Below are 12,402 nucleotides of genomic sequence, written 5' to 3'. Positions count from 1 at the left end.
TGGGTGCATCTCGTCCACTTGGGAGGCAGCATGCACCTGTCGCGCCGCGATCTCCTGCTCGCCGGGGCCGGCACCTCGCTGGCGGCCACGCCCCTGCTGGCCGCCGCCCCGGCGACGGCCGCGCCCGCCGGGACCACCACGCCCGGCGGGTCGGCCGCAGCCGACGGATCGGGTCCGGCCACCGGGCCGCGAGCGACGGCGGGGCGGCTGCCGGCGGACGCGCTCGACGCCGGGCTCGGCGCGATCACCGACGCCGGCATGGTGGGGGTGTTCGCCGAGGCCCGCGACGGCCGGGACCGGTGGCGCGGCGCGAGCGGCATCGCCGATCTCGACACCGGGCGACCGATGCGGCCCGGCCTCCAGCACCGGGTCGGCAGCATCACGAAGACGTTCGTGGCCGCCACGCTGCTGCGCCTGGCCGGCGAGGGCCGGGTGGCGCTGGACGCCCCGCTCGGCCGCTACCTCCCGGAGTACGCCGTGCCCGGGGTCACCGTCGAGATGCTGCTCAATCACACCAGCGGCATCGGCGACTACGACACCGTGCTGTTCACCAGCGGATACGACGTCGAGCGGCTCCGGTTCACCACGTTCACCCCGGACCAGCTCGTCCGGATCGGGCTCGGCGAGCCCCGCACCGGGGCGCCGGGGGCGGGGTTCGCGTACTCGAACACCAACTACATCCTGGCCGGCCTAGTCGTCGAGCGGGTGACCGGCCGCGGCGCGGCCGACGAGGTGCACCGGCGGGTCATCCGGCCGCTGGGGCTGCACCAGACGTACTTCCCGGGGCGGCGGACCCGGATCGCCGGGCCGCACAGCGAGGCGTACCTGCCCTGGTACGACGGCCAGCTCCGCGACTTCAGCGTGGCGAACATGTCGTGGGCGTGGACGGCCGGCGCGCTGGTCTCCACGGCGGCCGACCTCAACCGGTTCTTCCGCGCGCTGCTCGGGGGCCGGCTGCTGCGCCCGGCCGAGCTGGCCCGGATGCGGACCACCGTGCCGCTGGACCCGGCGCAGCCGGAGGCCGGCGGGTACGGCCTCGGCCTGCTGTGGCTGGCGCTGCCCGGCGGCCGGTTCTGGGGGCACGACGGGGCGGTCTTCGGGCACGCCACGATCTCGCTGCACGCCCCCGACGGCTCCCGCCAGGTGACGCTCGGCACGAACGTCACCCATTACCAGGTGCCGGGCCAGCCCGACCCGATCGGAGCCGCCACCGGCGCGTTCCTGGTCACCGCCCTGTCCGGTGCGGTCACCGCGCGGTCGGCGGGCGCGACCCGGACGCCGACCCCGGCGACCCCGCTGCCGGCCCCGCTGCCGGCGACCCCGGCGCCGGGGAGCCCGGCGTTGACCCGGCCCCTGCCCCGCTGACCTCCGCGCCGGCCCGGCACGGTCACTCCGGCGGTCACCATACGGCCGATGGACCCTGCCCCCCGGTGGCGCGAGGGGAGTACACCGAAGGGGACGGCCGACCGTGTCCGCCGGCCCGACCAAAGGAGCACCGATGATCCTCGCCCGCGCCGACCAGGCCACCCGCCGGTACGGCGACGTGCTCGCCCTCGACCGGGTCGACCTCGACGTGCGCGCGGGTGAGCTGGTCGGCCTGCTCGGGCCGAACGGCGCCGGCAAGAGCACCCTGCTCAACCTGCTCGTCGGGCTGCGCCGGCCCACCGCCGGGCGGGTCGAGCTGTTCGGCGGCGACCCGCGCGACCCCGCCCACCGCCTGCAGGTCGGGGTGACCCCGCAGGAGACCGGGCTGCCGGCCACCCTGCGGGTCGGCGAGGTGGTCGACTTCGTCGCCGCGCACTACCCGGACCCGGTCCCCCGGGGCGAGCTGCTCGACCGGTTCGGCCTCACCGATCAGGTACGCCGGCAGACCGGCGGGCTCTCCGGCGGCCAGCGGCGGCGGCTGGCCGTGGCGCTCGCCTTCGTCGGCCGGCCCCGGCTGGTGCTCCTCGACGAGCCGACCACCGGGCTCGACGTCGAGGCCCGGCACACCCTGTGGGAGGCGATCCGCGGCTTCCACGCCGACGGCGGCACCGTGCTGCTGAGCAGCCACTACCTGGAGGAGGTGGAGGCGCTCGCGCACCGGGTGGTGGTGATCGGGCAGGGCCGGGTGCTGGCCGACGACACCACGGCGGCGATCCGCTCGGTGGTCGGCGTACGCCGGGTCAGCCTGGTCGCGGGCGACCTGCCGGACCTGCCGGGCGTGGTCCGCGTCGAGCAGGTCGACGACCGCACCCACCTGCTCACCACCGACGCCGACCGGCTGGTCCGGGAGCTGGTGGCCAGCGGGGTGTCCTTCCGCGACCTGGAGGTGCGCCCCACCTCGCTGGAGGAGGCGTTCCTGGCCATCACCGCCCCGGGCGGGCAGGACACCGTCACTGTCCCGGGCCAGCAGGCCACCGCCGCGTGAGGAGACCGATCCCCGTGAGACTCGCCCTCGTGCACGCCCGCTACCAGCTGTTGCAGACGCTCCGCATCCCGGTGGCGGTCTTCGGCAGCGCCTTCTTCCCGGCCGTGGCGATGCTCTTCTTCGTGGTCCCGTTCGCCGGGGACGACCCGACGGGCGCCACCTACGCCACCGCCGCGATGGTCACGTTCGCGGTGATGAGCGCCAACATCTTCCAGTACGGCGTGGGCGTCGCCGAGGACCGCGACCAGCCCTGGAACCCGTACACCCGGACCCTGCCGGCCGGGGCGGCGCCGGCCTTCGCCGGACGGGTGCTCGCGGGCCTGGCGCTGACCTTCCTCTCCCTGCTCCCGGTGGTGGTGATCGCGGCGCTGTTCACCGACGCCCGGATCAGCCCCGGGGCGTTCGTCCTGGCCGTCGTCGTGGTCGGGCTGATCTCCGTGCCGTTCACGCTGATGGGCCTCGCCATCGGGTACGCGCTGCCGAGCAAGGCGGCGATCGTGGTGGCCCAGATCGTCTTCTTCCCGCTGGCGTTCGGGGGCGGCCTGCTCTCCGCGCCGGATGCCGCGCCCGCTTTCGTCAGGGCGATCGCGCCGTACCTGCCGACGCGGGGCGCGGTCGAGCTGATGTGGGCGGCGGTCGGCGACTGGCGTCCCGCGCCGGTGTCGGTGGTGATGCTCGGCGTCTGGGTGGTGGCGCTGGCGGCGCTCGCCGGTTGGGCGTACCGGCGCGACGAGGGCCGTCGCTTCCGCTGACGACCCGCGCCGTGGGGCGCTGTTCGGGTCGGCGATCGGCCGTGGGGCGCGGGCCGGGGCCGGCGAGCGCCGCCCGGCTGGGGTTATTCGTCCCGTTTGAGCCCGTTCCATCGGGTTGCGGTGCCAGGATGCGGGCAGGGCGTCCCGCCGGGGCGCCACCTGTGGAGAGGGGTCAGCGTGAGCAGCGTCCCGCCGGGCACGCCGTGCTGGGCCGACCTGGCCACCCCGGGCCTGGCGGACGCCCGGCGCTTCTACCCGGAACTGTTCGGCTGGACCACCCGGATCGCCCCGCAGCCGGAGGCCGCCGGCTACACCACGTTCCTGCTCGACGGGCGCGCCGTGGCCGGGGCCGGTCCGCCCGCCGCGCCGGACCAGGTGCCGATCTGGTCGACGTACGTGGCGACCGACCACGCGGACCTGGTCACGACCCGCGTCGAGGCGGCCGGCGGGCAGGTGCTGGTCGCCCCGTTCGACGTGTTCGACCAGGGCCGGATGGCGGTCTTCGCCGACCCGGCCGGCGCGGTGTTCAGCGTCTGGCAGCCGATGGCCCACCCCGGGGCGGAACTCTTCGACACCCCCGGGGCGATGAGCTGGAACGAGCTGGTCACCCCCGACCCGGAGGGCGCGAAGGTCTTCTACGAGCTGGTCTTCGGCTGGCACCCGGAGGAACAGCCGGCGGGGCCGGTCCCGCCGGAGGTCGGCGACTCCCCCTACACCGGCTGGCGGTGCGGCGAACGGATCGTCGGCGGGATGATGCCGCCGCTGGCCGACGACTTCCCGGCCGACCTGCCGGCGTACTGGACCGTGTACTTCGCCGTGGCCGACGCCGACGCCACCGCCGCGCGGGCCGCCGAGCTGGGCGGTTCCGTCCTGGTGCCGCCCCACGACACCCCGCAGGGCCGCCTCGCCGCGCTGCGCGACCCCGAGGGCGCGTTGTTCTCGGTCATCGCCCGCCCCGCGCGCGGCTGACGGCCAGCGGCTTGTTTGCAGGGGCCCCTTCCTATACAGAAAGCGTTAACAGGGGGCCCTTCCTTGCGACTCAGCGGGGGCGGACCGGGACCACCAGCGGGCCGTGCTCGCCGGGCAGGACGCGGACGGAGGCGCGGTAGTGCGTCGCCAGCAGGTCCTCGGTGAGCACGTCGCGCGGCGGGCCGGCGGCGGCCACCCGGCCCGCCGCGAGCAGGACCATCCGGTCGGCGTACTCGCCGGCCAGGGAGAGGTCGTGCATGGTGGCGAGGACGGTGAGGCCGTGCTCGCGGCGGAGCTGGTCGACCAGTTCGAGCACCTCCTGCTGATGGCCGATGTCGAGGGCGCTGGTCGGCTCGTCGAGCAGCAGCAGGGTCGCCCCCTGCGCCAGCGCCCGGGCCAGGAAGACCCGCTGCCGCTCGCCGCCGGAGAGGGTGGCCAGCTCGCGGCGGCCGAAGCCGGCGAGGTCGAGGCGGTCCAGCACGTCCCGCACGGCGGCCAGGTCGGCGGCGGACTCCCGGCCCAACGGCGGGACGTACGGGCTGCGGCCGAGGAGCACGTAGTCGAAGACGGTCATGCCGGCCGGGACGACCGGGGACTGCGCGACGGTGGCCACCACCCGGGCCCGCTCGCGGCGGCGCAGCGCCTCGCTCGGCGTACCGAAGATGCGGATCGCGCCCGGCGCGGGCAGCAGGCCGCCGAGCGCGCGCAGCAGGGTCGACTTGCCGGCGCCGTTCGGGCCGATCACGGTGACCCACTCGCCCCGCTCGACGGTCAGGTCGACGCCGGCCAGGATCGGCGCGCCGTCCAGGCTGACCCGCAGGCCACACACCTCGACCGCGGGCGCGGCACCCGGCGACGGGTCGTCGGCCGACGGGGCGCTCACGTGAGCACCCGGCGGGCGGTGCGCAGCACCAGGACGAAGAACGGGCCGCCCAGCAGCGCGGTGACCACGCCGATGGGCACCTCGGCGGGGGCGGCGGCGGTCCGGGCGACCACGTCGGTCAGCGCCAGGAACGCCCCGCCGAACAGCAGGGACAGCGGCAGGATCACCCGGTAGCTGGAGCCGGCGAGCAGCCGCACGGTGTGCGGGACGATGATCCCGACGAAGCCGATCAGCCCGGACGCGGAGACGGCGGCGGCGGTGCCGAGCGACGCGGCCGCGATCAGCAGGTAGCGGGAGCGCTGCGGGTGCAGGCCGAGGCTGCTGGCCTCGTCGTCGCCGACGGAGAGGACGTCCAACTCGCGCCGGTGCAGCAGCACCACGACGGTGGTGAGCAGGAAGTACGGCAGGACGAGCCGGACGTCGTGCCAGCCGGCGGTGGCCAGCCGGCCGAGCAGCCACGAGTAGACCTGCTGGATGCTGTCGGAGTTGCGCTGGAGCAGGTACGTCTGCCCGGCGGAGAGGAACGCGGACACGGCCACCCCGGCCAGGATCAGCGTGGCCGTGGAGCGCCCCCGCCCGCCGGCCACCCCGAGCAGGTACGTCATGGCGACCGCGCCGAGCGAGCCGACGAACGCGGCGAGGGGGATGGTGAGCGGAAGCCCGGTCAGCGCGCCGCCCGCCCCGGCCCCGAGGGAGATCACGGCGGTGACGGCGAGCCCGGCCCCGGCCGCCACCCCGAGCAGGTACGGGTCGGCCAGCGGGTTGCGGAACACGCCCTGGTAGCAGCCGCCGGCCAGGGCGAGCAGGCCGCCGACGAGCAGCCCGAGCACGACCCGGGGCAGCCGCAGCTCGGTGACGATGGCGATCTCGCGTTCGCTCAGCCCGCTGTCGAGGCGTACGCCGGGCAGCAGGTTGAGCAGTTCGGCGGCGACGCTGCCGGGGGGCAGGCTGACCGGGCCGAGGGAGACTCCGGCGACGAGCGCGAGGAGCACGGCGGCGACCCCCGCGGCGAGCCAGCCGGGCCGCAGCCCGGCCGGCCGCTGCGCGAAGGAGGGGCCCCTTGTTAACGCTTTCTGCATAGCAGGGGCCCCTTCTTAACGCCCCGCACCGCGCGCAGCACGCCCCGCACGCCCCGCACCGCGCGCAACACGCCCCGCACCGCGCGCAACACGCCCCGCACCGCGCGCAACACGCCCTGCGGCGAGGGTCACGCCGGCACCTTGGCGACGGCGTCGACGACGGCCCGGAGCAGGTCGACGACCCGCGGGCCCCAGCGGGAGGCGATGTCGTCGTCGAGCGCGACGACCTGGTTGTTCTTGACGGCGGTGACGCCGGCCCAGCCGCTGCGCGCCTTGACCGTCTCCGGGCTCTGCTTGCAGCACTTGGTGTCGGCCAGGAAGACGAAGTCGGGGTTCGCCTTGACGATGATCTCCTGGGAGAGCTGCGGGTATCCGCCGTTCTTGCCGTCGGCGTCGGAGGCGTCGGCGATGTTCTCCAGCCCGGCGAGGGCGTAGATCGAGCCGATGAAGGTCTTGCTGGTCGCGCTGTACAGCTCCGGGCCCAGCTCGTGGTAGTAGGTCAGCTTCGCCGACCGCTGCGGCAGGTCCTTGGTGAGCTTGGCGATGTCGTCCCTCATCCGGTTGTTGACGCTGGCGGCCTCGTTGGGGTGGCCGGTCAACGTGCCGAGCTCGATGATCTGCCGGTAGGTGTCCTCCAGGGTGGTCGCCGCCGGGGTGAGCAGCACCGGGATCTTCAGCGTGGTGAGCTGATCGACGATCTTGTTGGTGTCGTTGGAGAGCACCACCAGGTCGGGGCTCTTGCCGGCGATGGCCTCGGCGTTGGGCTGGAAACCGGACAGGTCGCTCTTCGGCGCGTCCGGCGGGTAGTTGGACTGGTCGTCGACGGCGGTGACCTGCTTGCCGGCGCCGATGGCGAAGAGCATCTCGGTCGCGGTCGGCGAGAGCGAGACGATCTTCTCGGGTCGCTTGTCGAGCGTGAGCTTGCCGACGGTGACCGGGAAGGCGGCGGCGGCCGAGGTGCCACCGGGGGTGGGGGCTTCGTCGGGGCTCTTCTCGGCGCACGCGCCGAGCGCGAGCGCGGCCACCGCGAGGGTCGCGGCGAAGAGCCGGGGGGTACGTCGGAACACTGGTCCTCCTGTCGGTCGAGGAGCGTGGTGCTTCGCCGACAGGAGCCTGATGGGGTGCCCGTCCGCGAGGCGCCCTTCCTCGAGAGCGCGTGTCGCGACCGTGCCGCAGGCGACCTGGCTCGCCCCACACACGTCGGCGTCGGCCGGCCGGCCGACGCCTGGGTCGACGGCGGCCGGAGGACCGGACGCCGCGGGTGGGGCATCACAGTTGCGGGACAGCGCCGGATTCGCACCGGCTTCGCTGCGGTTTGGTCGGTGCCACCGTAGCGCACGCCCCGGTGACACCTCGTTGATCTAGGGACTATGACCCGGCGTGACGACACCGACACGGGTGCGGGGCCCCGGACGGGGCCCCGCACCACGGGCGGGTCAGGCGCAGTACTGGGCCTGCTTGCCGATCACCCGGTAGGGGCAGTCGGCGTACTCGGAGAGCAGCAGGACCGCCTCCTTGTTGCGCGAGGTCTGGGCCGGGATGACCTCGTCGGGCGGGTAGAAGCCGCCGCCGGCGCCGGACGAGCCGGGGTACATCTCGAAGGTGTACGCCCAGATGCCGTGCGTCGCCCACATCCAGTCGAGGCTGTCGCCGTCGGTGATGTAGAGGTCGCTGGACTGCTCGGGGGTGTAGCCGTTGGTGGCCGCCATCTGCTGGCCGAGCGTGGCGAAGGTGTTGTACTGGTCCGCCGTCATGCCGGTGGTGGTGTTCGCCGTCGTGTAGCCGAAGGGCCAGAGCACGAGCTGCGAGTACGTGTGCCAGTCGATGTTGGCCTTGATCTGCTGGACGCCGCCGACGACCCGGCTGTTGACGAAGTCACGCAGCGCCTTCGTCTCGGGGGCGGAGAAGGCGGACGGTCCCCGGTAGGTCGACGACGACGGCAGCCCGGAGGACCCGCCGCAGCAGCCCCAGTTGTAGCCCCAGTTGCGGTTCAGGTCGGTGCCGACCGCCGACGCGCCGCTGTTGGGCTGGCGGTTCTTGCGCCAGGACCGGTAGGAGCCGGTGGCGATGTCGTACTCGCTGCCGTCGGGGTTGACGGTGGGGACGATCCAGATCTCCCGGGTGTTGACGATGTTGGTGATCCGGGAGTCGCTGCCGTAGCTGTCGGTGAACAGGTTGAGCAGGTAGATCGCCATCTCGACGGTCAGGTGCTCGCGGGCGTGCTGCTGCGAGTTGAACAGGATCTCCGGCTCGGCCTCGTCGGTGGCCACGTTGTCGGAGATCTTGACGGCCATCAGGTCGCGGCCCTCGTACGACTTGCCGATGCTGATCTTGCGGGCGAGGGTCGGGTGGTCGGCGACCACCTTGTTCACCACGGCGGTCAGCTCGGCGTAGTCGTGGTAGTTGGAGTCGGCCGACGGGAAGCCGGTGGTGCCGACGCCGTCTGCGTGGACGGGGGCCTGCTTCTCCACCTGGTAGCCGAGCCGCCTGATCGCCGCCGCCTCGGCGTCGGTCGCCGTGACGTGCAGGATGCCGTGCTCGGCGGCGTCGACAGCGGCGCCGGTGCGGGCGATGGCGGTGCGGGCGGCCAGGGTGCGTACGCCGAGCACGTCGTATTCGGCGGCGGCCGGCTCGGCGGCGGGCTCCGGGGCGGGGCGCGCGGAGACCGGCCCGGTGGCGACGGTGAGGCCCAGGCCGGCGGCGGTGGCGAGCACCAGTGCGCGACGCAGGCGGGTCGGGGTGCGGAAGGCCATGGACAACCTCCTGGGGGTACGGGGAGATCCCGTCTCGTGGTCAACACTTCACCACCTGTCACATGGTCAGATCAATATCTTTCGCTATGCGATCCATCCCGACCGCATCCTCACGCCGGCAAGGATTTTCCTGGCGGGAACATCTGGCGAAACTTCCCGACGGGCGGGATAGTGACCGGCAAGCATGCCCCGACCCGCCTCACCCCGCGGAGATCCCATGGCCAGCATTGCCCTACGCGCGATCGCGCTCACCGGCGTCGCCACCCTCGCCCTCGCCGGCACGGCCGTCCCCGCCCACGCCGGCGGCCACCACCCGCCCGCCGAGCACGACGAGCAGATCACCTTCCAGGAGTGGTCCCGCCACCCCGACTGGCGTACCGGCACGCACCGGGGCACCCGGGCGGTCCCCGGCCACCGCGCCGGGATCACCATCGGCCGACCCGCCGGGACGGCCGAGTTCACCGACGAGCACGCCGGCACCACCAGCACCTGGGAGTACGCCACCTGGACCTCGCCGGCCACCCGGATCGGCTTCGACGCCACCGAACTGGTCGCCTCGTGGAACGCCGACACCCCGGCGGGCACCTGGCTCCAGGTCGAGCTGCAGGGCACGTACAACACCGGCGACCGCACCCCCTGGTACGTCATGGGCCGGTGGGCCTCCGGCGACGCCGACATCAAGCGGGCCACCCTCGACGGTCAGGGCGACCCGTGGTCGAGCGTGTGGACGGACACGTTCGCCATCGACGACGCCGACGCCGGGGTGCTGCTGCGGTCGTACCAGCTGCGGCTCAGCCTCTACCGCAAGCCCGGCCAGACGGCCTCGCCCCGGGTCCGGATGCTCGGCGCGATGAGCTCGAACGTGCCGGACCGGTTCACCGTCACCCCGAGCCGGGGCGGGATCGCCTGGGGGAAGGAACTGCCCGTTCCCGCCCACTCCCAGATGATCCACAAGGGCAACTACCCCGAGTGGGGCGGCGGCGGGCAGGTCTGGTGCAGCCCGACGTCGACCACGATGGTGCTGGAGTACTACGGCCGGGGCCCGTCGGCCGAGGACCTAGCCTGGGTCACCCCCGGCTACACCGACCCGCAGGTCGCCCACGCCGCCCGGATGACCTGGGACTACGAGTACGAGGGCGCGGGCAACTGGCCGTTCAACACCGCGTACGCCGCGAGCTTCCCCGACATCGACGCCCGGGTGACCCGGCTGCACTCCCTCGACGAGGTGGAACGCTTCGTCGCCGCCGGCATCCCGGTGATCACCTCGCAGTCCTTCCTCGACACCGAGCTGGACGGGTCCAACTACGGCACCTCCGGGCACCTCTTCGTGGTCGTCGGCTTCACCGCCGACGGCGACGTGATCGTCAACGACCCGGCGTCGTCGTCGAACGCGGAGGTACGCAACGTCTACCAGCGGGAGCAGTTCGAGCAGATCTGGCTGCGCACCAAGCGCTACCGCGCCGACGGGAAGGTGGCCAGCGGCTCGGGCGGCATCGCGTACCTGATCAAGCCGGCGGACCAGCCGTGGCCGGTGGTCCCGGGCTCGACCAACTGGTGACCGGCGGGGTCGTCAGCTCTTGTCGCCGGGCCGCTCGTCGTCGCCGGCCAGGGCGGAGCGCAGCCGCTCCTTCTCGGCCCGGCGGCGCTCGGCGGCCCCGGCCATCTCCCCGGCCATCTCGTCCCGCCAGCTTCGCAGCAGGAAGAACGAGAGCGCGGCGGAGAACGCCAACGCCAGCATGAGCTTCAGGAAGATGTTCAGGTCGACCGGCCAGAGCGCCGCGACGACCACCACGAACAGACCGATCCGGCCCAGCGTGTACTTGACCGCCGCGCTCACGTCGCACTCCGTTCTCCGCCGGCGGGGCCGGCCGTAGGGTTCGCCCCGGCTGTCCCCGCCGGGCGGGGTTCAGCCCGTCCGGCGGGCCAGCCAGTGGACCCCGGTAAACCAGACCACCGCGTAGACCACGGTGAAGGCCGCCGCGCCGAGCCCGCCGCCCAGCAGCGGCGGCAGCCCGTCGGCCAGCCCGGCCACCACCAGGCCACCGACCACGGCCAGCCCGGCCGCCACCAGCGCGGCCACCACGCGGGCCGCGCCGAACTCCCAGGCCCGGAAGTCCTCCCAGTAGAGCCAGGCCGGCAGGATGATCGCCAGCCAGCCGTTGGCCCGGCCGAAGTCGCCCGCGCCCACCGTGGCGAAGCCCCAGTCGAACAGCAGCAGGGCGAGCAGGCCGATCACCAGACCGGCGAGGCTGATGCCCAGCAGGTCACCGAGGGCGACGATCCGCCCGTCGGCGTCCCGCCGCGGGAACCCGCCCTGACCCTGCCGACTCGACTCGCTCATGACCTACGAGGGTACGGGCTGCTCAGGCCCACACCTGCTGCGGCTCGGACCGGCGCTCCGCCAGCGACGGGGGCCCGTCGTACTCGCGGACGATCTCGTAGCGGGTGTTGCGCTCGACCGGGCGGAAGCCCGCGTCCCAGATCAGGTGCAGCAGGTCGTCGCGGTGCATGGTGTTCGGGGTGCCGTACGAGTCGGCGTCGTGGGTGATCTTGTATTCCACGACGGAGCCGTCCAGGTCGTCCACGCCGAAGTTCAGCGAGAGCTGGGCCACCGACAGGCCGTGCATCACCCAGAAGCACTTCACGTGCGGCACGTTGTCGAACAGCAGCCGGGAGACCGCGAACGTCTTCAGCGACTCGGCCGGCGAGGCCATCGTGGTCTGCGCCTGGATCCGGTTGCGGACCTTGCCGTCCGCCGAGTCGACGAAGTCGTGCTGGTAGCGCAGCGGGATGAAGACCTGGAAGCCGCCCGTCTCGTCCTGCAGCTCGCGCAGCCGCAGCACATGGTCGACCCGGTGCCGGGGCTCCTCGATGTGGCCGTAGAGCATCGTCGACGGGGTCTTCATGCCCTTCGAGTGGGCCAGCCGGTGGATCCGCGACCAGTCCTCCCAGTGGCAGGCGTGGTCGACGATGTGCTGGCGGACCTCCCAGTCGAAGATCTCCGCGCCGCCGCCCGTCAGCGACTCCAGGCCGGCGTCCATCAGCTCGTCGAGGATCTCGTCGGCGCCCAGGCCGCTGATCTTCTCGAACCACTGCACCTCGGTCGCGGTGAACGCCTTCAGGTTGACCTTCGGCAGCGCCGCCTTCAGCTCGCGCAGCACCTTCGGGTAGTAGCGCCAGGGCAGCGTCGGGTGCAGGCCGTTGACGATGTGCAGCTCGGTGAGCTGCTCGTCCTCCATCTCCTTGGCCTTGCGGACCGCCTCGTCGATGCGCATCGTGTACGCGTCCTTCTCGCCCGGCTTGCGCTGGAACGAGCAGTACGCGCAGGAGGCGCTGCACACGTTGGTCAGGTTGAGGTGCCGGTTGACGTTGAACATCACCCGGTCGCCGTTGAGCTCCGTGCGCCGGTGGTGCGCCAGGCGGCCCAGCCAGGTCAGGTCGTCGCTGTCGTAGAGGGCGATCCCGTCCTCACGGGTCAACCGTTCGCCCGCGTACACCTTCTCTTCGAGCTCGCGCTTGAGTCCGGCGTCCATCGAAAGCCACGTCCCTTCCACCT

11 protein-coding genes and 1 pseudogene are annotated in these 12,402 nt (G+C 73.2%); 5 read left to right on the top strand and 7 right to left on the bottom strand.

The genetic code is table 11. The annotated features are described in order from the left end of the window. Nucleotides 1-30: 30 nt before the first annotated feature. From LPA42_RS09030 to LPA42_RS09015, 4 genes are all read left to right on the top strand, one after another. On the top strand, nucleotides 31-1,365 hold the full coding sequence (locus LPA42_RS09030) for a serine hydrolase (RefSeq protein ID WP_077935642.1): 1,335 nt from the start codon (nucleotides 31-33) through the stop codon (nucleotides 1,363-1,365). A 133-nt stretch (nucleotides 1,366-1,498) separates the two neighbouring features. After that, nucleotides 1,499-2,410 (top strand): ABC transporter ATP-binding protein, encoded by a 912-nt coding sequence (locus LPA42_RS09025; RefSeq protein WP_077935641.1) that lies wholly within the window; start codon nucleotides 1,499-1,501, stop codon nucleotides 2,408-2,410. 14 nt (nucleotides 2,411-2,424) lie between these two features. After that, nucleotides 2,425-3,162 carry an ABC transporter permease gene (locus LPA42_RS09020; RefSeq protein ID WP_077935640.1) on the top strand — a complete coding sequence of 246 codons (738 nt, stop codon included), beginning with the start codon at nucleotides 2,425-2,427 and terminating at the stop codon, nucleotides 3,160-3,162. A 177-nt stretch (nucleotides 3,163-3,339) separates the two neighbouring features. After that, nucleotides 3,340-4,131, top strand: a complete 792-nt coding sequence (locus LPA42_RS09015; protein WP_077935639.1) for a VOC family protein — start codon at nucleotides 3,340-3,342, stop codon at nucleotides 4,129-4,131. 70 nt (nucleotides 4,132-4,201) lie between these two features. Here LPA42_RS09015 and LPA42_RS09010 read toward each other — a convergent pair whose 3' ends face one another. The 4 genes and pseudogenes from LPA42_RS09010 to LPA42_RS08995 all read right to left on the bottom strand — a co-directional run. Next, nucleotides 4,202-5,014, bottom strand: coding sequence for an ABC transporter ATP-binding protein (locus tag LPA42_RS09010; protein WP_077935638.1), 813 nt, complete (start codon nucleotides 5,012-5,014; stop codon nucleotides 4,202-4,204). Continuing rightward, a complete protein-coding gene (locus tag LPA42_RS09005; RefSeq protein ID WP_077935637.1) occupies nucleotides 5,011-6,093 on the bottom strand; it encodes an iron ABC transporter permease in 1,083 nt (360 codons plus the stop codon). Before LPA42_RS09005 ends, LPA42_RS09010 begins: the two co-directional genes overlap by 4 nt. 128 nt (nucleotides 6,094-6,221) lie before the next feature. After that, nucleotides 6,222-7,160 (bottom strand): ABC transporter substrate-binding protein, encoded by a 939-nt coding sequence (locus LPA42_RS09000; RefSeq protein ID WP_077935636.1) that lies wholly within the window; start codon nucleotides 7,158-7,160, stop codon nucleotides 6,222-6,224. A gap of 375 nt (nucleotides 7,161-7,535) precedes the next feature. Continuing rightward, nucleotides 7,536-8,846 (bottom strand): annotated as a pseudogene (locus LPA42_RS08995) (M14 family metallopeptidase); the annotation flags it as partial. A gap of 217 nt (nucleotides 8,847-9,063) precedes the next feature. On the opposite strand from LPA42_RS08995, the gene LPA42_RS08990 reads away from it, so the two are divergent. Next, nucleotides 9,064-10,404 carry a peptidase C39 family protein gene (locus LPA42_RS08990; RefSeq protein WP_077935634.1) on the top strand — a complete coding sequence of 447 codons (1,341 nt, stop codon included), beginning with the start codon at nucleotides 9,064-9,066 and terminating at the stop codon, nucleotides 10,402-10,404. Nucleotides 10,405-10,416: 12 nt separating this feature from the next. On the opposite strand, the gene LPA42_RS08985 is transcribed toward LPA42_RS08990, so the two are convergent. From LPA42_RS08985 to mqnE, 3 genes are all read right to left on the bottom strand, one after another. Next, on the bottom strand, nucleotides 10,417-10,683 hold the full coding sequence (locus LPA42_RS08985; protein WP_077935633.1) for a DUF4229 domain-containing protein: 267 nt from the start codon (nucleotides 10,681-10,683) through the stop codon (nucleotides 10,417-10,419). Nucleotides 10,684-10,752: 69 nt separating this feature from the next. Beyond that, the gene (locus tag LPA42_RS08980; RefSeq protein WP_077935632.1) at nucleotides 10,753-11,187 is read right to left on the bottom strand and encodes a hypothetical protein; all 435 of its coding nucleotides are present in this window, start codon (nucleotides 11,185-11,187) and stop codon (nucleotides 10,753-10,755) included. A gap of 22 nt (nucleotides 11,188-11,209) precedes the next feature. Continuing rightward, nucleotides 11,210-12,379: an aminofutalosine synthase MqnE gene (gene mqnE, locus LPA42_RS08975; RefSeq protein WP_077935631.1), complete on the bottom strand. Its 1,170-nt coding sequence runs from the start codon at nucleotides 12,377-12,379 to the stop codon at nucleotides 11,210-11,212. Nucleotides 12,380-12,402 lie beyond the last annotated feature (23 nt).

Origin of the sequence: Micromonospora sp. DH13 (assembly GCF_020873825.1) — a bacterium.
In the GTDB taxonomy this organism is placed as follows: domain Bacteria; phylum Actinomycetota; class Actinomycetes; order Mycobacteriales; family Micromonosporaceae; genus Micromonospora; species Micromonospora haikouensis.
Note: the sequence above shows the minus strand (reverse complement) of the source record. Positions and strands in the feature narration are given on the sequence as shown.